The 21,922-nt window shown below is 39.2% G+C and carries 17 protein-coding genes and 1 pseudogene; 11 read left to right on the top strand and 7 right to left on the bottom strand.

The features are described from left to right. Nucleotides 1-29: 29 nt before the first annotated feature. Nucleotides 30-335, bottom strand: coding sequence for a cell division protein ZapA (locus CWB65_RS09970; protein WP_138740503.1), 306 nt, complete (start codon nucleotides 333-335; stop codon nucleotides 30-32). Then, entirely contained in the window at nucleotides 335-565 is a 231-nt protein-coding gene (locus CWB65_RS09965) for a cell division protein ZapB (RefSeq protein ID WP_006791213.1), read from the bottom strand. The genes CWB65_RS09970 and CWB65_RS09965 overlap by 1 nt, the downstream gene beginning before the upstream one ends. A gap of 448 nt (nucleotides 566-1,013) precedes the next feature. Between CWB65_RS09965 and CWB65_RS09960 the strand changes: the two genes are divergently transcribed. Further along, nucleotides 1,014-1,853 (top strand): 23S rRNA (adenine(2030)-N(6))-methyltransferase RlmJ, encoded by an 840-nt coding sequence (locus CWB65_RS09960; RefSeq protein WP_008128280.1) that lies wholly within the window; start codon nucleotides 1,014-1,016, stop codon nucleotides 1,851-1,853. Between the two features lie 94 nt (nucleotides 1,854-1,947). Here the strand turns inward: CWB65_RS09960 and CWB65_RS09955 are convergent, their stop codons facing one another. Next, nucleotides 1,948-2,514, bottom strand: coding sequence for a PhnA domain-containing protein (locus CWB65_RS09955; RefSeq protein WP_008130442.1), 567 nt, complete (start codon nucleotides 2,512-2,514; stop codon nucleotides 1,948-1,950). Between the two features lie 74 nt (nucleotides 2,515-2,588). Further along, the gene (locus tag CWB65_RS09950; RefSeq protein WP_008130444.1) at nucleotides 2,589-3,338 is read right to left on the bottom strand and encodes a substrate-binding periplasmic protein; all 750 of its coding nucleotides are present in this window, start codon (nucleotides 3,336-3,338) and stop codon (nucleotides 2,589-2,591) included. A gap of 153 nt (nucleotides 3,339-3,491) precedes the next feature. On the opposite strand from CWB65_RS09950, the gene CWB65_RS09945 reads away from it, so the two are divergent. From CWB65_RS09945 to CWB65_RS09915, 7 genes and pseudogenes are all read left to right on the top strand, one after another. Next, complete coding sequence (locus CWB65_RS09945; protein WP_008130446.1) at nucleotides 3,492-4,757, top strand: EAL and HDOD domain-containing protein; 1,266 nt, start codon at nucleotides 3,492-3,494, stop codon at nucleotides 4,755-4,757. 2 nt (nucleotides 4,758-4,759) lie between these two features. Beyond that, nucleotides 4,760-5,377 carry a paraquat-inducible protein A gene (locus tag CWB65_RS09940; RefSeq protein ID WP_006791208.1) on the top strand — a complete coding sequence of 206 codons (618 nt, stop codon included), beginning with the start codon at nucleotides 4,760-4,762 and terminating at the stop codon, nucleotides 5,375-5,377. A 59-nt stretch (nucleotides 5,378-5,436) separates the two neighbouring features. Beyond that, complete coding sequence (locus tag CWB65_RS09935) at nucleotides 5,437-5,811, top strand: hypothetical protein (protein ID WP_008130448.1); 375 nt, start codon at nucleotides 5,437-5,439, stop codon at nucleotides 5,809-5,811. Nucleotides 5,812-5,960: 149 nt separating this feature from the next. Next, a pseudogene (locus CWB65_RS09930) lies at nucleotides 5,961-7,328 on the top strand (TolC family protein). Then, nucleotides 7,318-8,811, top strand: a complete 1,494-nt coding sequence (locus CWB65_RS09925; RefSeq protein ID WP_008130455.1) for an efflux RND transporter periplasmic adaptor subunit — start codon at nucleotides 7,318-7,320, stop codon at nucleotides 8,809-8,811. The pseudogene CWB65_RS09930 and the gene CWB65_RS09925 overlap by 11 nt, the downstream one beginning before the upstream one ends. After that, entirely contained in the window at nucleotides 8,808-11,927 is a 3,120-nt protein-coding gene (locus CWB65_RS09920) for an efflux RND transporter permease subunit (RefSeq protein WP_008130456.1), read from the top strand. Before CWB65_RS09925 ends, CWB65_RS09920 begins: the two co-directional genes overlap by 4 nt. A 178-nt stretch (nucleotides 11,928-12,105) precedes the next feature. Then, nucleotides 12,106-12,561: a hypothetical protein gene (locus CWB65_RS09915; RefSeq protein WP_006791203.1), complete on the top strand. Its 456-nt coding sequence runs from the start codon at nucleotides 12,106-12,108 to the stop codon at nucleotides 12,559-12,561. Between the two features lie 70 nt (nucleotides 12,562-12,631). On the opposite strand, the gene CWB65_RS09910 is transcribed toward CWB65_RS09915, so the two are convergent. From CWB65_RS09910 to CWB65_RS09900, 3 genes are all read right to left on the bottom strand, one after another. After that, a complete protein-coding gene (locus CWB65_RS09910; protein WP_006791202.1) occupies nucleotides 12,632-14,119 on the bottom strand; it encodes a Ppx/GppA phosphatase family protein in 1,488 nt (495 codons plus the stop codon). Continuing rightward, the gene (ppk1, locus tag CWB65_RS09905; RefSeq protein ID WP_008130463.1) at nucleotides 14,112-16,199 is read right to left on the bottom strand and encodes a polyphosphate kinase 1; all 2,088 of its coding nucleotides are present in this window, start codon (nucleotides 16,197-16,199) and stop codon (nucleotides 14,112-14,114) included. Before ppk1 ends, CWB65_RS09910 begins: the two co-directional genes overlap by 8 nt. A gap of 94 nt (nucleotides 16,200-16,293) precedes the next feature. Further along, complete coding sequence (locus tag CWB65_RS09900) at nucleotides 16,294-16,800, bottom strand: glycine cleavage system transcriptional repressor (protein WP_006791200.1); 507 nt, start codon at nucleotides 16,798-16,800, stop codon at nucleotides 16,294-16,296. Nucleotides 16,801-17,165: 365 nt separating this feature from the next. On the opposite strand from CWB65_RS09900, the gene CWB65_RS09895 reads away from it, so the two are divergent. The 3 genes from CWB65_RS09895 to pstB are packed head-to-tail and all read left to right on the top strand — an operon-like array spanning nucleotide 17,166 to nucleotide 21,920. Beyond that, entirely contained in the window at nucleotides 17,166-19,400 is a 2,235-nt protein-coding gene (locus CWB65_RS09895) for an ABC transporter permease subunit (protein WP_008130466.1), read from the top strand. Nucleotides 19,401-19,415: 15 nt separating this feature from the next. Continuing rightward, complete coding sequence (pstA, locus tag CWB65_RS09890; RefSeq protein ID WP_138740502.1) at nucleotides 19,416-21,065, top strand: phosphate ABC transporter permease PstA; 1,650 nt, start codon at nucleotides 19,416-19,418, stop codon at nucleotides 21,063-21,065. A 27-nt stretch (nucleotides 21,066-21,092) separates the two neighbouring features. Next, nucleotides 21,093-21,920 (top strand): phosphate ABC transporter ATP-binding protein PstB, encoded by an 828-nt coding sequence (gene pstB, locus CWB65_RS09885; RefSeq protein WP_006791197.1) that lies wholly within the window; start codon nucleotides 21,093-21,095, stop codon nucleotides 21,918-21,920. Nucleotides 21,921-21,922: the final 2 nt, after the last annotated feature.

The raw sequence follows: 21,922 nt of genomic DNA, 5'->3' as shown, positions 1-21,922 counted from the left end.
TGATAAACAAAAAGCGCAGGTTGCGCTTTTTATTTTTTTTGTTCGGGGTCACTTGCCAAATGTTGGCTGAGTTTATCAACAAGTTGGTATTGGTGTTGCTGCTCAACAGTTGCTTGTGTTTTTGCTTCAAGCAAATCGTGGCTTAAATTAAGTGCTGCCATAAGCAATGCTTTTTGATCGTTTCGAACGGTTGAACGCTGTTTCATTTGTTCAACTAAGTCGTTTAGATTTTTAGCTGCTGCTATCAATGCCTCTTCTTGTCCTTGCGGACAAGCAAATTGCTGCTCTTTACCTAGCAACTCAACAGTGACCCGCTGGTTTTGCAGCTCAGACATTAGCTAGCCTGTTGTGCGCTTTGTAATTTATCAAGCAAGCCAGTTAATGTTGTGCTGGCATCTTTTTGCTTTTCTTCGTTTTCAAGCGCTTCTAGTTGTAAAAGCTCATTATCATCAGCAAGTTTGCTGTTTTGTTCTTTTAAGCTAGCAACATCAGTTTGTAATTGATTATTGCGTTCAATAAGTGAATCGATCAGTTGTTCGAGTTGTTGAAGAGTATTGTTGTCCATAAGGCGCTCATATAACTGTAATTAATGTCTTGCAAATGTAAAGCAAAGTACATTAATTTACTAGCATTTACGCGAGTTTTAGCTGATTTTTCTTCTTTGTTAAGGGATAATTCATACAACGTGCTTTTTTGTTCATATATGGTTCATTTAAACACCCTTTATCCAAGAGGTTGTTGAATTTTGCGGAATAAAGTTTGTTCAAACTAGGGGGTATTTAATCGTGGCGCGAGGTTTGTAACTTAGTGGACTCGGTAACTGCTCCCGCGTTATTCTACCGGCTTAAATTCATGTAAGTATAACCGCACTATGTAGGCTCTACTTTGCCTAAATATCAAACAGGCCGCTTAAACTTTAACCTCGAACGGTTAACAGACCCTAGTGCAAGTTGCTAAAGCCCAGTGCTTATGGTTCACTTGCGATATTAAATTGCGTATGGCGAAAATAAATAATGCTTAGTTACAGACACTCATTTCATGCGGGTAATCCGGCCGATGTTCTAAAACATCTTGTATTGGCTGAGGTGCTTAAATATCAAACAGTTAAGGATAAGCCGCTAGATTACATTGATACGCACTCTGGCGCAGGCTTTTTTGAACTCGCAGCAGCTGATGCTCAAAAAACGCAAGAATACCAAGACGGTATTGAAAAGTTGTGGGCGCACACAAGTGAGCATGAGGCACTTAACGAATACATTGACCTAATTAAATCGTTCAATAATACGAGTGACCTCGATTTTTATCCGGGTTCACCAAAAATTGCTGAACATTATTTACGTCGTCAAGATAAAGGTTGGTTTTTTGAATTGCACCCAAGAGACTTAGTCTTGCTAGAAAGTAATATGCAGGGTAAGCGCTCTATTCGAGTGCGCGGTGAAGACGGGTTCACTGGTTTGGTAGGGCTACTGCCACCTGCGTCTCGAAGAGCGTGCGTATTAATCGACCCACCATACGAAATTAAAGATGATTATGAACGCGTTGTAAAAACATTAATTAAAGCACATCAACGATTTGCAACGGGTACTTATATGATTTGGTATCCAGTTGTTGATCGGGAGCGCATTAACAATATGGAGCTGGGTTTAATTGATTCCGGTATGCGAAATATTCAGTTATTTGAGCTGGGAACCGAGGCCGATACTGACGTTCATGGCATGACTGCATCAGGTATGATAGTGATTAATCCGCCATGGAAGCTTAAACAAACTATGGATAATGTATTGCCTGAGCTAGTGTCATTGTTAAGTGAACCTACTGGCTTTTATAGGTGTGAGCAACTGGTTGACGAATAACCACTACTTACAAAAATGCCCAGCACTGCTGGGCATTTTTGTTCTAACTTATTACTCACAGTTAAAAGCGAAGATAGCGTGAGTTATTGACTGCCTACTTTTTAACAAACTTAGTTAAAATGACAATGCGCTGGCCATCAACACGCCCTTCAATGTGCTCAGGGTTACTGGTTAAACCAATGTTGCGCACCGCAGTACCACGTTTTGCTGTAAGGCTACTGCCTTTTACATCTAAATCTTTTATGAGTGTCACGGTATCGCCAGCTTGAAGAACCACGCCATTACTATCGACATGTTTAACATCGTCATCTTCAGCAAGTGCTTTATTAGCCCAAGCCAGAGTCTCTTCTTCTAGATATACCATGTCTAGCGCATCTTGTGCCCAACCGTTATCAGGTGCTAAGCGCGATAGCATTCTATAGGCAACAACTTGAACCGCAGGTGTTTGGCTCCACATGCTGTCATTTAAACAATGCCAATGCGTCGGCGTTACATCTACGGTGTTTTCAATTTGTTCTTTGCATGTTTTGCAAGTGTAAATGCATTTGTCTGAATGTGTTTCGGTTACAGGTGGAACTTCATAAACAGATAAGTCATTGGTAGCTGCACACAATTCACACTGGTTGTTGCTGCGTTCAATTAAGGCTTTTTCAATACTCATAGGACTACTTTTTTGGTCGGGTTAATATTTTTGCATAGTATAACTCAGCGCACTGGGTGTGTGTTATAAATCCCTTAATTTTGTATGGGTATTTCTTTCATGTATTTTTCAGCTATGTTGTTTATATAGCCAATGCTGTGGAGGTTTTTTATTACTTTATTAATGATAGGCATTAAGTGCTTATGTTTGCTAAGTAGGCGAATTCTCAAAAAACCATGAGAATATTGAGCACCAAAACCAATGTTGATATTAAGTTTTTGTGACCAATATAAGGTTGGCAACTCACCTATTATGGCAACATCTACTCTTTTTCGAACTAGCGCCTCTATGAGTTCTTTTTCCGAAGGAAAATCAACGCGTTTAAATGTATCAGCATTGTGATAATAATAACCTAATACTGTGCCTACATTTTTACCCTCCATGTTGGACACATGTTGCCATTTTTTTGTGTTTTCGGGCAGCGTTACAAGCATTTCTGTTACTGTAATTAATGGGTCAGAAAATACATATTTGGTGTTGGTTCTTTCACTTTGAGGTAGCCAATCAAGCGAGATCACATCAAAGTCAATAATCCCTTCATTAAGGTATTTAGTGATTCGCTTTGCAGGTAGCGATTCATGAGAAGCAGAGATATTAGCGTCAATCAGTACTTTTTCAATGATTTCTGGTAACACTCCCGGGCGTTTAGGATTGTTGGTGTAGAAAGGGTAATGACTTCCAGATGAGCTAATGTTGTACTTTAGGGTATTGTTGCTTTGTGCTGCAATATTAGGAAGCGAGCTCAATGCTAAACATAATATCAATAACCACTTTAAAATAAGCAAACCCGCTCCTGTACTACGAACTTTTTTATTAGTTTTATTTACTTTGCAAAATTTTGCAACGATTAAGATGCATTTACTATACTTTTAATCTCTAACATAGATTAGACTCAAAAGATTAGCTTTAATTTTGCACAAACTTATAGGTGAATTCTATTGAACGTGTCTGACACCCCGTCGTTAACACCTACGTTGACACAATATGTTGCTAGGCAACCAATATTTGATGCTGACAAAGCTGTGTTTGCTTATGAGTTGCTTTACCGAAACTCCGCAAATAATGCGTTTCCTGTAGGCACTAGCGATGAGCACGCGACCAGCCGTTTGTTTTTTAATACCTTAATGCTAGTTGGCGCAGAAAAGCTTACAGCTCACCAACTTGCTTTTGTAAATCTTTCTACAGACGCCTTACTGGATGAATTCCCCAAACTATTAAACGCTGAACATACTGTAATTGAAATTGTTGAGCGCACGGTAAACATTGCAGCGGTTGCTAGTCGTATTAAAGCGCTGAAAGGTCAGGGTTATGTATTTGCACTGGACGATTATGACGGCGATGAAAAATGGGAGCCGTTACTCGCCCTTGTTAGTTATATAAAAATTGAGGCTGAAGAGCCTATTATTAAAACTAATATGCGGGTTAAAAAGCTGAAACGAAGTTACCCTCATTGCAAAATAATAGTAGAGCGAATAGAAACTTACGATCAGTTTATAAACTTACGTGATGCAGGTTGTGATTATTTTCAGGGATTCTTTTTTGCCCGCCCAGAAATGCTAACTTACAGTGGGGTCGATCCTTCAAAAGTTACCGTTTTCGAACTCCTTAAAGCAATAGCAAAAGAATCGTTATGCTTTGAAGAAATTCATCAGCGTGTAGCTAAAGATGTAGGAATAACGGCGCGAATTTTACGTTTGGCAAATGCACGTTCTAATAATAGTAATTTAGTTATTACGTCCATATCGCAAGCTGTTGTTTATTTAGGTGAGGACGTAATTCGTCAATTTGTGCGTGTATTAGCTGTTAGCGATTTAGGAATAGATAAACCAACAGAGTTGACTAAATTTGCTCTTGTACGCGCTCGGTTAATAGAGCTTATATTAGCTGAAACAAACAAAAATTTATCTCAGCAAGGTTACTTAGTGGGTTTGTTTTCGATGCTTGATGCGATATTAGATATTGAGCTAGCAACTATTGTAAAAGAGTTTACGCTAGATAAAAGCATAACAGATGCTTTGCTACTGCAAACCGGTTTGCTAGGCGATTGCTTATTACTGGCAAAAGCGATTGAAACTAAAAACTGGGCAGTGGTTGAAACACAACTTAAGTTGGTTAACCCAGAGATGGAAATAGAAAAAATATACAGCTTTATATTAGAGTCAATGCTTTATAGTGATGATGTAATAGAAGTTATGAGCGAATAAGTATGCGTAATTTTTTATCTGTTGTAAGTGTAGTTATTGCTTTATGTTTGTTATTTCCGGGTATTACAAAACCCGTGCTAACAATTGAAGGGAATATTGATAAATCAAAACTTGCTCAAGCGGGGATTGAAATGTTAGCTGAAGAGGGCGATGGCCGAACGCGCAGCATGCTAATGATGTTTTCAAACATGTTGGGCCTGGATAAGTTAGACGGTGAGATTAGCGCTTATAGCAAAACGCAAAGTATTTACGGCACTATCACAGACCTAGCAAATAATAATAATTTACTTGTGGCTGCCTTGGTTGGTCTTTTTTCAGTTGTGGTGCCAAGCTTAAAGCTATTATTACAGCTACTGTATTGCTGCTTACCAGTTAATAGACTTAAGCAAGTATGTGGCAATATTGTTTGTGCACTCAGCAAATGGAGTATGGTTGATGTATTTGTAATAGCATTAATTGTTACGTATTTAGCGGGCAATGCACACGGTAAAAGTGGTGAATTGCTTGTTATGAATGCACAATTTGGTGAAGGGTTTTGGTATTTTAGTGGCTATTGTATATTTACAGTAATTGCCAGTTATTTAATTAAACCCCAAACCAAACTACAAAACACGCCCTAAATTATTTGTAGTCGTTTATAAGTTACTTTAAAATCCCCTTTTTTGATTGAGGTACTATTTTGCAACGCTTGTACACTATTTTACTTACGCTTACTTTACTGCTCACGTTCGTGGGTCAGTCTTTTGCGTCTGTAGCAAGTGAATGTGAAATGCCCCATCAGTCTAATGCTCACGTTAATATGCATTTGGGCAATAGTAGCGCAGAGAATAACAGCGCTCACCATTCCATGATGCAAATGGATTGCTGCGATGATGAAGCGACTGCTCAAAATGAATGCAGTTGCCCTGTTAATGGCTGTACGGCTAACTCAATGCTTAATGTCGATATTCTAATACTTATTACAGTTACAAGTACTGAAAAAGTTAATACATGCGAATCGCGTGCTCAAACAACCTCTCCCAAATCACTTTACCGACCTCCAATGTTTGCTTAAATAGCAGGATAGGTGTGTTTAAATTTTATGGAACCTCAAGCTGATTTTTATCTTTTGAAAACGTGATTAGTTTTCGTATTAGGTGCGGCTGATATAAACACCTTTCTTGCCAATTTAAATTTTTTATTAATTTTTAAATGGAGCAAGTGATGAATTACGCTTTAAAAATAAATGCAGTGCTATGTTGTTTGACTTTGTTCAGCAGTGCGGCGAATACCCAAGAAGAAAAAACGACTGGCGCAATAGATGAGTATAGCTCTGTACGTACGCTAAACTTATCTCACGCCCTTACCTATGCACTTGCAAATGATCCGTGGTTATCGGCAAGCCGCCACCAAGAGCAAGCCATTATGGCGCAAAGTATTATGGCGGGTACTTTACCCGACCCAACACTAACGCTTGGTCTTATGAACTTACCAACAAATGGTTATGCGTTTGACCAAGAAGGGATGACTCAATTTAAAGTGAGTCTAAACCAAAAATTTAGCCGCGGTGATAGCCTGTCACTGAAACAAAAGTCGCTTTTTCAGTCGTCTAAGTAATATCCATGGCAGCGAGCTGATAGGCTGGCTCAAGTCAAAGCGATGGTTACTGAGTTTTGGTTAAATGCTTATAGGGCTCAGTACAGTATTAATTTGATTGAGAAAGACAAAGAGTTATTTACTCAGCTTATTCAAATAACTGAGGCCAGCTATGCAAGTACGCAGGGTAAAACACGCCAGCAAGATATTATTCGTGCTCAGTTAGAGCTTACCCGCTTAGAAGATAAGCTACTCATACTTGAACAGCAACTTCACAGTGCTAAAAACCGGCTAGCGCAATGGTTACCCATAACAATGTTAGTAAAATCTTTAGACGATAAATTTATACCTCCTGTGGCGCTTACTGATTTTAATACCCTTGAATTTAGTCAACTTATGCAATTACTTATGGCTCATCCAGCTATTGTTGCTATAGAGCAAAGTGTGTTGGCAAAGCAAACACAAGTGAGCTTAGCGAAACAAAGTTATAAGCCACAGATAGGGGTTAATGTGGGGTATGGCTATCGAGCAGACACCCCAATGGGCCAATCAAGAGCCGATTTACTTTCTGTGGGAGTTAGCATTGATCTCCCTTTATTTACGGATAACAGGCAAGACCAACACGTTAAATCGGCTATATCTATTACGGAAGCGACTAAAACACAAAAAAGGGTCGCTTTGCAAAAGCTCAAAGGTATGTATTTTAAAGAATATAGTCAGCTATCCCAGTTACAAAAACGAAATACGCTATATCAAAATATTTTATTAGTACAAATGGCTGAGCAATCACAAGCAAACTTGAATGCTTATACGCGTGATGACGGTGACTTTTCTGATGTTATGCAAGCACGTATTAGTGAGTTAAATGCCAAAATTGACGCGCTCAATATCCAAGTCGATCAACACATTATTATTGCACGCTTAAATTATTATATGAGTAGCTTAGATTCTCAAGTTATGGGCGAACTACGTGAGGAGCAGCCTGATGAACACTAATTTGAAACTATTCATTGCCGCTATTGTAGGGGCTGGTTTATGGGCTGCTTTTACGCAAATTATAATTGATGAAAAACCGGCCGTAAAACAACCCTTATATTGGGTGGCGCCCATGGACAGCAATTATAGGCGTGACGCTCCAGGTCTCTCTCCTATGGGGATGGGTTTAGTGCCCGTTTACGACGAAGTTGGTAATAGTGAAAGTGAAAAAGGAGCGATTACTATTTCGCCAGTGGTGATTAATAATTTAGGAGTGAAAACCACTAAGGTGCAGTTAAAAACACTGCAAAGTAACATCAATACAGTGGGTTATGTGCAATATAACCAAGATAAAATTACTCATATTCACCCTCGTGTAGAAGGGTGGCTTGAGGATTTATATGTAAAAGCGCAAGGCGATAAGGTAAACGCCGGCGAACCTTTGTATACCTTATATTCACCGCAGCTAGTTAATGCACAAGAAGAGTTTTTATTGGCAGTAAATAGAAATAACAATGTACTAATTCGTGCTGCAAAGGCACGTTTAGAGTCGTTAAATGTATCTGCTGAATTTATTGAGCGCTTACAAAAAAATAAGAAAATAATGCAAAATATTACCTTTTATGCGCGTCAAAGTGGGATTGTTGATGAGCTGAATGTGCGAGAAGGTTTTTATGTAAAGCCGGGTACATCTATGATGAGTATTGCTCAACTTGATGAAGTATGGGTGGAGGCGGAAATATTTGAACGTCAATCGTCGCTTATTAGTGTTGGCCTACCGGTAACCATGACCCTTGATTATTTTAAGGGAAAAATATGGCAAGGACAGGTCGATTATATTTATCCGGCGCTTGATGCTCAAAATAGAACACTCCGGGTTAGGCTCCGATTTACAAATAAAGACCTTAAGCTAAAAGCGAATATGTTTGCTCAGGTGACTATTCATACAAAAGCGAGTGAACCTCAGCTTGTAGTACCAAAAGAAGCTGTAATTCTTACGCAACATCAAAACCGCGTAGTTATAGCATTAGGCGAAGGGCGCTTTAAATCTGTTGAAGTACAAGTAGGACAAACAAGCGTTGATGAAACGATTATTTTATCAGGTGTGGTGGTAAACGATAGCGTGGTTACCTCTGCACAATTTTTAATAGATTCTGAGTCGAGTAAGCTTTCAGACTTTAAGCGAATGGAGATGCCAGCTGCTGATAGTAGTAACGATGACAACTCTCAAAGTGCAACCGTAAATGGCGTTATAAATACAATTGATGCAGCAACTCGAGTTGTAAATATTAGTCGTGAAGCTATTCCAAAGTGGAACCGAGGTCCAGCAACAATGAATTTTGTTCTGGCACCGCATATAGAGGTTAACTCTCTTATTAAAGGTCAAACCATTGATTTCACGTTTAGTATTATTAATGATGATTTTGTGATCACCGCTTTAAATAATATAGACGCAATAGATCACTCCTCAATGCAACATACGATGGGCGAGGAAGTAAAATGATTACTGCTGTTATCCGCTGGTCTGTTCATAACCGGTTATTGGTATTGTTGCTTACATTAATTTTAGTGGGCGGTGGTGTGTTTGCCGTTAAAAATACGCCCGTAGATGCCTTGCCCGATTTATCTGATGTGCAAGTTATTGTAAAAACATCGTATCCAGGGCAAGCACCACAAGTGGTTCAAGACCAAGTTACTTATGTGCTTACTACTGCTATGTTATCGGTGCCAGGGGCAAAAACCGTAAGAGGCTTTTCATTTTTTGGCGACTCGTATGTTTATATTATTTTTGATGACAGCACTGATTTGTACTGGGCGCGTAGCCGAGTGCAAGAATACCTAACCCAAGCTGCAAACCGTCTGCCTGAAGGTGCAACGCCAGAGCTTGGACCTGATGCAACGGGTGTTGGTTGGGTTTACCTATATGCCCTTATTGATAAAACAAATACGCTTGATATTAGCCAATTGCGAGACTTACAAGATTGGTTTTTAAAGTTTGAATTACAAACTGTTCCGGGTGTTTCTGAAGTAGCCTCTGTAGGGGGAATGGTTAAGCAGTATCAAGTAAATGTAGATCCTAATAAGCTGCGTGCTTACGGCATTCCGTTGAGTCTTATTCAAACTGCAATACAGCAAGGAAACCAAGAAACAGGCGCCTCTGTTATTGAAATGGCCGAAGCGGAATACATGGTTACCAGCACAGGGTACATAAAAAGTGTTGCCGATTTAGAGGCTATTCCATTAGGTACTAATGCAAATGGCACTGCTTTGCAGTTACGTGATGTCGCAAATATTCGCCTAGGCCCACAAATGCGCCGTGGCGTGAGTGATCTTAACGGTGAAGGCGAAGCTACCGGTGGTATTGTTGTTATGCGCTACGGCGAAAATGCACAAAAAACCATTGAACTGGTTAAGGCTAAACTCGAATCCCTTAAAAAAGGATTACCAGAGGGCGTTGAGATTATTCCCGTTTACGACCGGTCAAACTTAATTAACAACGCAATAAGTAATCTGACAAGTAAACTTGTTGAAGAGCTGATTGTTGTAGCGCTTGTGTGTGTTGTGTTTTTGTTTCATGTGCGCTCATCTTTGGTGGCTATTGTTACCTTACCGCTGGGTATTTTAACGGCGTTTATTGTGATGTATTGGCAAGGAATTAACGCTAATATTATGTCTTTGGGCGGGATTGCGATTGCCATAGGGGCAATGACCGATGGCGCCATAGTAATGATTGAAAATATGCATAAGCATATGGAAAAAACGCCTCTGACTGATCAAAACCGTTGGGAAGTCGTTATTAAAGCGACAAGCGAAGTAGGCCCTGCGCTGTTTTTTAGTTTATTAATTATTACCGTGAGTTTTTTGCCTGTATTTATTTTAGAAGCGCAGGAAGGGCGAATGTTCTCACCTCTTGCTTACACTAAAACTTATGCAATGGCGGCCTCAGCAGGGTTAGCGATCACCCTAGTGCCTGTATTAATGGGTTATTTTATAAGAGGTAAGGTAATACCTGAAAATAAAAATCCCGTAAATAGATTGCTTGTAGCGGCTTATCGGCCTTTGCTCAGATGGGTGCTTAATTTTCCAAAAACAACCTTAATATTTGCCTTAGTTATGACCTTGGTAGGTTTTTACCCACTTAACAAAATAGGTAGCGAGTTTATTCCGCCACTTGATGAGGGTGATTTAATGTATATGCCCACTACATACCCAAGTATATCAATAGCTAAAGCTCGAGAGATTTTGCAGCAAACAGATAAGTTAATCGCAACCGTACCGGAAGTTAAAACAGTTTTTGGTAAAGTCGGGCGAGCTGAAACAGCCACCGATCCCGCTCCACTGACAATGATTGAAACGTTTATTCAATTAAAGCCCAAAGACGAGTGGCGAGAGGGAATGACTCTTGAAAAACTCAAAGCCGAACTTGATGCATTAGTCACGTTTCCTGGTTTAACTAATGCGTGGGTTATGCCAATTAAAACACGCATAGACATGTTGGCAACCGGTATTAAAACACCAATAGGTATTAAAGTGGCAGGTCCACAGTTAAGTGAAATTCAAAAAATTGGTGAGCAAATAGAAACGCTACTTGCTGATATTCAAGGCACTGTATCTGTTTACTCTGAACGAGTGGCTGGTGGGCGCTACGTAAAAATTGATATAAACCGTGAAAAAGCAGCGCGTTATAATTTAAACATAAGCGATATACAGCAAGTTATAGCAACGGCAGTTGGTGGTAAAAATGTAACACAAACAATAGAAGGGCAGGCTCGTTATTCGGTTAACGTGCGTTATCCGCAAGTTTTTAGGGATTCTCCTGACGCCCTTATGTTATTGCCCATTGTGACGCCACAAGGACAGCATATTGCGCTTGGAGATGTCGCTAATGTATTTATTGAAAATGGCCCGTCTGGCATTAAAAGTGAAAATGCACGTTTAAATGGTTGGGTTTATATTGATATAGATGGCGTAGACATTGGTAGCTATGTTGAAAGCGCGAGAGCCTTGCTCGATGAGCATTTAACGCTGCCATCGGGGTATTCTATTTCATGGGCTGGGCAGTATGAATATATGCAACGTGCAAAAGAGAAGCTCACCTACGTAGTGCCTCTCACTTTGGCCATTATTGTTGTGCTGCTCTATCTTAATTTTAAAAGCTTTGCTGAAGTAACTATTATTATGTGCACACTGCCATTGGCTATGATAGGTGGTGTATGGCTCATGTACCTTCAAGGTTTTAACTTTTCAGTCGCCGTAGGGGTTGGTTTTATTGCACTGGCCGGTGTTGCTGTGGAGATTGGGGTGATTATGCTGGTTTACTTAAATCAGGCATATCAAAACATGTGCTTAACTGCTAAGCGAGCTGATAAACCACTTTCGTTAGCTCAGTTACAGCAGGCAATTATTGAAGGTGCCGGGTTACGTGTGCGTCCTGTAATGATGACGGTGGCTACTATTGTTATTGGTTTATTACCTGTGCTTTATGGTACGGGTAGCGGTAGTGAAGTAATGAGCCGAATTGCAGCGCCTATGGTAGGTGGTATGGTAAGCGCAATAATGTTGACCTTATTAGTTATTCCTGCGGTTTACCTATTATGGAGAAAAAAGGCTATTAAGTAACAGTGATAGGGTAATGACTTATCATTGCCCTATAAAAATTACCTATTGTCTGTAAGTTATTCTATTAATTTGTATTTTAATTTATTTTTAAAGTGTAACCCATTGTTTTTAATTGTGGTTTTTATTGGCATGATTCAAGCAACTAGTAACTCATAAGTTAACTAAGTAAGGAATGCACATGCAAGTTAAAACAATTAAAGAGGTATACGATTGGACAGTATTATTTCATACGCAAATGGCGGCTAACTTTCATAGCGTTAAACCAATACTTGATGAGCGTAATGCCATGCTGGTGGATTATTACCTTAATTACGAAAAAAAACTCGCTGAAGATTTAGTGGGTTTTAAAGCGATTACCGAAATTAACACGCTCGACACATTTTGTTATGAGTACTTTGCCAGTAACCCCGAACTTATTACGTTTAACGATATCAGCAAAGATAAGCAGTTAGATGAAAAAGCAATTCAAGATTACTTATCGAGTCAGCATCAAAAAGTTATCGCGCTTTACGATTACCTTCTCGAGCGTGCAGAAACGCAAAATGCGCAAGAGAAGCTAGCGCAGCTACTAGAGCTTGAAAAGCAAGGGCTTAAACAAATGATGCAAAGTACAAATCGCCATATGGATATGTAATTAGCTAAAGTATACTTAGCTAAAAGTAGGGTGTATTTGCACCCTACTTAATTATTTACTCTTCAAAATATTATGAGCAGTTAAGACTTATTCCTACCTTTTTTAAATAACGTTGTTCTAGTTCTAAATCTGCATTAAGTAACGTGTGTGTTTGTAAATAATTATCGTAAAATTTAATAAAAAGCCCTGTGGCATTAGCGCTAATATTCATATTAGGTTGCTGGCTAATTTGGCGTTTTTGATTAAATAAAACAGCTAAGCGTAAAATAGTAACAAGCTTAATTACATGTTGCTGCGCGATTGTTGTGAACTCTGGTAATTCATCACGTTTAATTTTTTTTCGGTAAAAGCGAATTAGCGAGCTTAAAATGAGTTGCTCTTGCTGAGTAAAACCAGGAAGCTGGCTATTTGCCACAATGTAAGCGCTGTGTTTATTAATACCTGAAGAGTTAATAGATAAGCCAATTTCGTGTAGCTTAGCAGCCCAATTAAGAAGCGCTATGTCGTTATTATCATTTAGTTGCCACGCTTTGCTAAGGCGCTCGTATATCCAAGTAGCTGTATTAGCAACGCGTGAGGCATGGGCTTTATCTACGGTGTATCGTTCACTCAGGTTATTGATTGTATTGCTGCGAATGTCTTTATCGGCGAGTTTTTGCTGCATTTCATGAAGTAGCCCCTCTCTTAAAGAGAAGTCACTATAAGAGAGCTGATTGATTGAAAACTCTTTAAAAACAGCAATAAGAATGGCAAGTCCTCCACATAGACTCTGCTGACGCTCAGGCGTTAATCCTTCTATACTTATATTATCGATATGTTTAGCGGCAATGCATTGCTGCTTAAGAGCCAGTAAATCGTCAATACTTACACATGTTTGTTGCGGGTTTTGTGCGCACACCATGGTTAAAATTGATTTAATAGTGCCTGATGTACCAATTACATCTTGCCAACCTTCGTTAATGTAGTTGGCAAAAATAACTTCGATTTCTTGTTCCGCTTTTATTTCAGCTCGATTAAAACGCTTAGCCGTAATAGCTCCACCACTAAAAAACTGTTTTGTGTAGCTAACACAGCCCATATTACGGCTGGTAAGAAGCTTATGTTTGAAGTGCTTACCAATAATTAGTTCGGTACTGCCTCCGCCAATATCGATAATAAGGCGGTTCTCTTCGTTATGTACATAATGAGCCACACCTTGATAAATAAGCCGAGCTTCTTCTTGCCCTGGGATCACATCAATATGAAATGGAAATACCTTACTCGCCTGAGTTAAAAAGGCATGAATATTTTTGGCGCGCCTAAAAGTGTATGTAGCAGCTACTTTTACATTACCAGGAGGAAAGTCTTCAAGGGTGTTTGCAAACTGCTTAAGTACAAGTAGTGCACGGTCTATGGCTGCTTGGTTTAGTCTTAATTTATCGTCTAAGCCATCGGCTAAATAAACACGCTGTTTCTCTTTATGCAGAATTTGTAATGTGCCATCCACTTCGCGCGCAACGACCAAGTGAAAGCTATTCGAACCTAGATCGACGGCCGCTATTGATGGGTGATCATTCATTATTATAATTACTCTCCCATTTTTTTAAGTGATCGTATATTGCTATTTGTGAGCGAATTTTTTTTCTGTTACCGCGCCTAACATAGGTATTTTTTTGCTCGCTATCGATTAGCCGAGCTTTTGTGCGGTCTTTAAATTGTAGCTCTAAAATGTCCAGAATGAGCTGTTTTAATTTATTATTTAAAATGGGCACTCCCACTTCAACGCGTTGATCAAGATTGCGAGTCATCCAATCAGCGGAAGAAATATACACCTTTTCATTGCCATTATTGCCAAATACCATTACGCGAGGATGCTCTAAAAAGCGATCAACAATACTGATCACTTTTATGTTTTCGCTAAAGTGAGCCACCCCCGGTATTAATGAACACATACCACGTACAATAATTCGGATTTTTACTCCACGACGACCGGCATAATAAAGTTTATCTACAAGTTGTTTATCAACTAAATTATTTACTTTAATTGTAATTTTTCCTGTGAAACCATCTTCAACATGCTGAATCTCTTTATCAATTAAATCCAATAAAGTGTCGCGAGCATTAATAGGGGAGAGCATTAAATATTCAAAATTAAAGGGCTTGTAGCTGCTTTCTATAAACTTAAATACGCTATCGCATTCTTCACAAATACCGTTATGTTTTGTGAAAAGGCTAAAGTCAGTGTAGATTTTAGCTGTTTTTTCGTGAAAGTTTCCGGTACCGATATGGGCGTATTTAACTATTTTGTTTTTTTCTTTACGGTGAATAACACATAGTTTGCTATGCACTTTTAGGGCTGGAATACCAAAAATAACTTTTATTCCAGCACTGCTAAGAACTTTAGCCCATTCAATATTGTTCTGCTCATCAAAGCGTGCTTTAAGCTCAACCATTACCGTGACACTTTTGCCATTTTTAGCGGCATTGATGAGTAAAGAAATAAGCCGAGACTTACTCGCCACTCGATAAATATTTACTTTAATCTGCGTCACCATAGGATCAAATGCGGCTTGGCGAACATACTCCAGTAAATGATTAAATGTGTGATATGGGTAGTAGAGCAGTATGTCTTGCTCGCTTATTGCGTCAAATACGCTGCTGTGTTTGTTAAAAGCTGTGCTTTGTATTGCTGGAAGTGTTTTGTTTTCAAGGTATTGGCGACCCACATTAGGAAAAGCAATAAAATCTCTAAAGTTACGGTATCGACCCGCGGGTATCAGCGCATCATGATGACTCACGTTTAGACGTTTTTTCATCACTTTTAACATACTTTCTGGCATGCTCTCGTCGTAAACAAGGCGCACAGGCTCTGCATAAATACGTTGTTTAAGACCCTTAGACATTTTATCGAGCAGTCCTTCTTCTAGCTCATCGTCTAAATTGTATTCTGCATCTCGTGTGAGTTTTATTGCATGACCTTGAATTTTATCAAAGTGAAAAAAGTTACTAAAAACATCATTTAAATAGTAAGAAATAACGTCATCAAGCATAACAATGGTTTTACGACGACGTGTCTTTTCAGGCGGTAATATAATAAAACGGGGTACTCGGTCTGTGGGGACTTCAAGCATAGCGTAGTGGCTTTTTTCGTCACTCATTTCAATAAACAAGTAAGTCATTGTGTCGTTTATATAGTCTGAGTAATCTTTATTTTCATTAAGTAAAATGGGAGATATATGCTGTAAAACCTTGTCATGAAAATACGCTTTTAGCCAATTAAGATGAAAATCTGTTAATTTTTCGGGGCGATCTACATGGATATTATGAGTGGTTAAATCGTTTAAAATTTGTTGGTGTATTAGGTTAAATTTTTTGCCTAGCTGCAAAACTTTTTGTTGAATTTGACTTAATAAAGCTTCGTCTTCTTCAAAATTAGCATCGGGAAGTTTGTTTAATAAAATACGGCGTTTAACGTCGGCAACACGCACCCTAAAAAATTCATCAAGGTTATTAGAAAAAATCCCCAAAAACCGCATGCGTTCAATTATTGGATTATTTTTGTCTTTAGCCTCTTGTAGAACGCGCTCGTTGAATGACAGCCAACTAAGCTCTTTAGCAAAGTATTCAACGGTTTGAGTATGTTCTATGTGGGCATTCATATTATATTCCATTATCTAACGCTGAGTTAAATATAGAACAATTTAATGACATTAAAATGACATGCGTGTCACTTGTATGACACGCAATAAAAAATTATGCTTCTTCTGTGTCTACTATTAAGTCGCTGGTTATTGACTCAAGCGCATCAATTACTTCGTCTTTATCCATTCCGTTAGGTAAGGTAACGGTTGCAACAGCGCTAAAAATAGGGACTCCCCAATTAGGTGCGCTTTGTTGTCTAGAATTTAAATGAGTAATACTTGCTCCTTTGTGTCGTATTACGCTCGCGAGCTCTTGGACAATACCAGGGCGATCGTTTCCTGTGATCACTAAATTGATTTGTTCACGTGGTGAAGGTTCAATTTCAGTATTGCCAGCTTCAATACGCACTTCAAGTTTTGGTAAAGCGGTAAGCGCGTTTTGCAGTTCCTGAAAATGCTCTTCAGCAACTTCTAACTGAATAATCCCTGCAAAATGACCTAATAAATGGCTAAGGTTACTACATAACCAGTTGCCGTGATTTTTTAAAACTACCGATGAAATATCTTCTACTAAGCCTGGACGATCCTTTCCTAAAATAGTTATTACCAACTGTTTCATAAATTGTGCCTCTTTTTAAGCCCGAAGAATGTAAATGCGTAGGCATTAAATAAAATATGTTTTGATGCTGACGCGCTTTTATAGGTTAATGATTTTATTATGTTAATAATTAATTTAACGTGAATGAAAGAAAGGTAAGCGCATCCCTTAATTTACCATTTGAGTATTAACCTCGTTAAATGCTTTGTCCAATTATTTTTGTTATTTAGTTCCCTTCTAAATGACTAATCTAACGCTTAATTAATACAATAACTTATGCCACCTTAGATATACCTTTAATTAGAGTGCTTATTATGACCGTTGTAACATTACTGTCATCTTGATGAAATATAATTTATAGAACGTTAAGATTTAAAGGTGTTTTGATGACTTCCAATCCGAATAAACCGTCTTTTAATACGGATCGAAGCCGTCTATTTAAAGACAGGTTTGCCAAATTTGGCATAACCGCCGGTGGAGTAATGGTATTAATAGCGCTGTTGTTAATATTTTTCTACCTTCTTTATGTAGTACAGCCAATTTTTGAGTCAGCTAAAGTTGAAAAGCGTGACAGCTTCACAGTAAGTAACGCAGATCAAATAGTTGGCTTAGGTGTTGAAGAGCAAACCGAAGTTGCTTATTTACTAAGCCAACAAGGCCAAGTTGATTTTTACAATGTAGAAAAAGCAAGTTTTGGTAAAAAACTCAAGACGCTTAATGTTGCTCTTCCAAGCGAAGTAACAAGCTTTGCAACGAGTGCACCGTTTCAGGGCCAATACGCATATGGTTTAGAAAACGGCACTGTGATGGTGGTTGTACCTAAGTTTTTAGTTACCTTTCCAAATAACGAACGTAAATTAACGCCACGTGTTGATTATCCGCTTGGTGAAATGGCGTTAGAAGTTGATGCTCAAGGCGCTGCTATCAAGCGCTTTGCGTTTTCTCACTATGAAGATAAAACGGCGGTTGTTGCATTAACCGCAGATAAGCGCGTTTTGTTTAGCAGCTTTGTTGCTGAAGAAAACATGTTTACAGGTGAAGTAGAGTGGGTTGTTGAGCGAACAGAGCTTGATGTTGAAGGTCGTGTAGATGAGCTTTTAATTTCGCCAGATACAACACGTACGTTTATTCGTTCAGCTAATCAAATTTACGTTTATGATACGCGTTATCCAAGTGAAGTAGAGCAAATCCAGTTATTATCGGCTAATGAAGAAAACGCTAATATAGTGTCTGCTCAGTTACTTGCGGGTGCAAACTCGTTAATGCTTGCTAACGATAACGGTGAAGTGTCGCAGTGGTTTGAAGTAAACACAGACGCTGGTCGTCAGTTCCAAAAAATTCGTGCGTTTGAAACAACCAAACAAAGCAAATTAAATATTTTTACAGAATTTTATCGTCGTACTTTTTTCACTACCAGCAGTAACGGTGAGCTTGGTGTTTACTACACAACAAGCGAAGCTAAGCTATGGCAGGGTAAAGTAAGTGAAGGCGAAATTAAACACTTTGCAATTGCTCCACGTTCAAATGCTGCGTTAATTTTAGCGGATGGCAAATTAACGGTATTAGAGGTTCACAACGAACATCCTGAAGTAACATGGTCTGCGTTATGGCAAGAAGTGTGGTACGAAGGTTACCCAGAGCCTGCATACATTTGGCAGTCAACATCTGCAAGTGATGACTTTGAATCTAAATTTTCGCTAGTGCCTATTTCGTTCGGTACAATTAAAGCTGCTTTTTACGCTATGTTATTTGCAGTACCCATTGCGATTTCGTCGGCAATTTACACTGCGTACTTTATGTCGAGTGGATTACGTAAGGTTGTAAAGCCAACCGTTGAAATAATGGAAGCACTTCCTACGGTTATTTTAGGCTTTTTAGCGGGCCTTTGGTTAGCGCCTTTAATTGAAGAGCACTTACCTGCAATTGTTGGCTTACTCATTTTATTACCTATTGGTATTTTAGGTTCAGCACTTGCGTGGACGAAGTTACCAGCAAGTATTCGCCATAAAATACCTGAAGGTTCTCATTCAATTATTTTGATTCCTGTTGTATTAGTTGTTGGTTGGTTCTCGTTCGCAATGAGCGAAACAGTAGAGCTGTGGATGTTTGACGGTAATGTACGCCAGTATCTAACAAACGAGTTGGGCATGACATTCGACCAACGTAATTCATTGGTAGTCGGTATAGCAATGGGTTTTGCAGTGGTTCCAACTATTTTCTCTATTGCAGAAGACGCCGTATTTAGTGTACCTAAGCACTTATCAAATGGTTCATTAGCACTAGGGGCTACTCAATGGCAAACACTCGTACGTGTTGTGCTATTAACTGCAAGCCCAGGTATATTCTCTGCGGTAATGATGGGCCTAGGCCGTGCCGTGGGCGAAACCATGATTGTACTCATGGCAACAGGTAACACACCGATTATGGACTGGAGTATTTTCCAAGGCATGAGAACGCTGGCAGCTAATATTGCGGTAGAAATGCCTGAATCAGAAGTAGGTAGCTCGCATTACAGAATATTGTTTTTAGCCGCCTTTGTACTATTCATATTCACCTTTGTATTTAACACGTTAGCTGAGTTTGTTCGTCAGCAGTTACGTGAAAAATACAGCTCAATGTAAGTGGAGAGACACGACATGGTAAAGCAGTGGTTTAAGTCTGGTTCTCCTTGGATTTGGATGACCGGCGGTGCAGTGAGCATCAGCTTAATTTCGGTTTTAGGTATATTAGCGATGATAGCCTGGAAGGGATTGAGTTTTTTCTGGCCTTCTCAAGTTGTACAGTTTGAGCTTGAAGGCTCGATTGCCAAGCAAACCGTTATTGGTGAAGTTTACGACCGTGAACTCGTACCAAAAGAACGTTTGGCAGCGACAGGTGTTGATGTTTCAGCATTTGATAAAGAAGAATTTGAACGTTTACTTATAAAAACAGGTAACCGTGAATACGTAGCTCTAGATTTTCGTTGGATACTTGAAACCGACATAAAAGCAAAGTCTACACCTGCTACGCTTGCAGTATTTGAACGTAGTAAAAATGGTAATTTTTACGGGTATGTAGAAAGTGTATTTAAAGACGGCAAGCCAGTAGAGGGCGATAAAGTAGAGGCTTTATATGACCTTGTTGAGCGTGCTGTAGATTTAAATGATGAAGCACTGGATTTACAAAATGGCGATATAGGTCATATCAACTATGAACTTGAGCGCTTACGCTTAAAAGAGAAAAGCTACTTACTTGATAACCAGTTAACAGATGAACGTGTTGCAGAGCTTGCAAAAGCGCGTGCCGAATTACGTGCAGAGTACGGCGAACTTGAAAAAGAGTTATTTGCACTGCGTAAACAGGCAAAACGTGACCATGTTACGGTAAAAGATATGCGCGGGGAAATAGTTACGATCCCAATGTATCAAGTACTTGATGTGTGGTTTCCGAACGATATGGGCTTTTTTGCAAAGCTAGGCCATTACTTTGGTCAACTAGGCAAGTTTGTATCTGACGATCCTCGCGAAGCAAATACAGAAGGCGGTGTATTCCCTGCTATATTTGGTACTGTATTTATGGTTATGTTGATGGCTGTGATAGTAACGCCGTTTGGTGTTGTTGCTGCTATTTACTTGCACGAATACGCGGCTAAAAATGCGGTCACTAAAATGATTCGTATCGCGGTAATTAACTTAGCGGGTGTACCTTCTATTGTTTATGGTGTATTCGGCTTAGGCTTTTTTGTATATATGCTAGGTGGCAGTATCGACCAATTATTTTACCCAGAGTCTTCACCAACACCAGTATTTGGTACGCCAGGTGTAATGTGGTCTGCACTAACATTGGCAATACTAACGTTACCCGTGGTTATTGTATCTACGGAAGAGGGTTTATCACGTATTCCAAGCACTGTACGTGACGGTTCATTAGCATTGGGTGCAACTAAAGTTGAAACCCTATGGCGTATTGTAATTCCAATGGCAAGCCCTGCAATTATGACGGGGTTAATACTGGCTGTTGCACGTGCAGCAGGCGAAGTTGCGCCCCTGATGTTGGTAGGTGTTGTTAAAATGGCACCGACGTTACCATTAGACGGCAACTTTCCGTATTTTCACTTAGACAGAAAGTTCATGCACTTAGGCTTTCATATTTACGATGTTGGCTTCCAGAGCCCGAATGTTGAAGCGGCACGCCCGCTAGTATATGCAACGGCATTTTTACTTGTGTCGGTAATTATCACACTCAACATAACGGCCATTGGTATACGTAACCATTTACGTGAAAAATTCAGATCGCTTGAACACTAATTAGTAAAGATTTAATAGGTAACAAACATGATTACAGTCGCTCCAAAAGTAAACCAAGCCAATTTGGGCATGAAGTTAGATTTAGACAATTTAACAGACGAGCAAAAAGCGTTAGAGATTAAAGATCTCGATCTTTACTACGGTGATAAACAAGCGCTTAGTAAAGTGAATATGAATATTCCAAAAGGCCAAGTAACGGCGTTTATCGGCCCATCAGGTTGTGGTAAATCAACGCTATTACGTTGTATTAACCGAATGAATGACTTGGTTGATATTTGTCGAATTGAAGGTGAAATACTCCTTCATGGACAAAATATTTACGATAAAAATGTAGATGTTGCGGCGCTTCGCCGTAACGTTGGGATGGTGTTTCAGCGTCCTAACCCATTTCCAAAATCGATTTATGAAAATGTAGTCTATGGTCTACGCTTACAGGGCATTAAAGAAAAGCGTAAGTTAGACGAAGTAGTAGAGCAGTCATTACGTGGCGCTGCTTTATGGGATGAAGTAAAAGATAGACTACATGACAGTGCATTTGGTTTATCAGGCGGTCAGCAACAGCGTTTAGTTATTGCTCGATCTATTGCGATAGAGCCTGAGGTTTTACTACTAGATGAACCAACGTCAGCGCTTGATCCAATTTCTACTCTAGTTATTGAAGAACTAATTAACGATTTAAAGAATAAATTTACCGTTGTTATTGTTACGCATAACATGCAACAAGCAGCGCGAGTGTCTGACCAAACAGCCTTTATGTACATGGGTGAGCTGATTGAATACTCAGATACAAATACCTTATTTACAACACCAACAAAGAAAAAGACTGAAGATTATATTACAGGTCGTTACGGCTAAAT

This window comes from Pseudoalteromonas sp. S554, from assembly GCF_005930865.1.
Taxonomy (GTDB): domain Bacteria; phylum Pseudomonadota; class Gammaproteobacteria; order Enterobacterales; family Alteromonadaceae; genus Pseudoalteromonas; species Pseudoalteromonas marina.
Note: the sequence above shows the minus strand (reverse complement) of the source record. Positions and strands in the feature narration are given on the sequence as shown.

What these genes read in the sequence shown, in the direction of transcription:
- CWB65_RS09970 (WP_138740503.1), bottom strand. Translation starts at nt 335, where the DNA reads ATGTCTGAGCTGCAAAACCAGCGGGTCACTGTTGAGTTGCTAGGTAAA.
- CWB65_RS09965 (WP_006791213.1), bottom strand. Translation starts at nt 565, where the DNA reads ATGGACAACAATACTCTTCAACAACTCGAACAACTGATCGATTCACTT.
- CWB65_RS09960 (WP_008128280.1), top strand. Translation starts at nt 1,014, where the DNA reads ATGCTTAGTTACAGACACTCATTTCATGCGGGTAATCCGGCCGATGTT.
- CWB65_RS09955 (WP_008130442.1), bottom strand. Translation starts at nt 2,514, where the DNA reads ATGAGTATTGAAAAAGCCTTAATTGAACGCAGCAACAACCAGTGTGAA.
- CWB65_RS09940 (WP_006791208.1), top strand. Translation starts at nt 4,760, where the DNA reads ATGCGTAATTTTTTATCTGTTGTAAGTGTAGTTATTGCTTTATGTTTG.
- CWB65_RS09925 (WP_008130455.1), top strand. Translation starts at nt 7,318, where the DNA reads ATGAACACTAATTTGAAACTATTCATTGCCGCTATTGTAGGGGCTGGT.
- CWB65_RS09920 (WP_008130456.1), top strand. Translation starts at nt 8,808, where the DNA reads ATGATTACTGCTGTTATCCGCTGGTCTGTTCATAACCGGTTATTGGTA.
- CWB65_RS09915 (WP_006791203.1), top strand. Translation starts at nt 12,106, where the DNA reads ATGCAAGTTAAAACAATTAAAGAGGTATACGATTGGACAGTATTATTT.
- CWB65_RS09910 (WP_006791202.1), bottom strand. Translation starts at nt 14,119, where the DNA reads ATGAATGATCACCCATCAATAGCGGCCGTCGATCTAGGTTCGAATAGC.
- ppk1 (WP_008130463.1), bottom strand. Translation starts at nt 16,199, where the DNA reads ATGAATGCCCACATAGAACATACTCAAACCGTTGAATACTTTGCTAAA.
- CWB65_RS09900 (WP_006791200.1), bottom strand. Translation starts at nt 16,800, where the DNA reads ATGAAACAGTTGGTAATAACTATTTTAGGAAAGGATCGTCCAGGCTTA.
- CWB65_RS09895 (WP_008130466.1), top strand. Translation starts at nt 17,166, where the DNA reads ATGACTTCCAATCCGAATAAACCGTCTTTTAATACGGATCGAAGCCGT.
- pstA (WP_138740502.1), top strand. Translation starts at nt 19,416, where the DNA reads ATGGTAAAGCAGTGGTTTAAGTCTGGTTCTCCTTGGATTTGGATGACC.
- pstB (WP_006791197.1), top strand. Translation starts at nt 21,093, where the DNA reads ATGATTACAGTCGCTCCAAAAGTAAACCAAGCCAATTTGGGCATGAAG.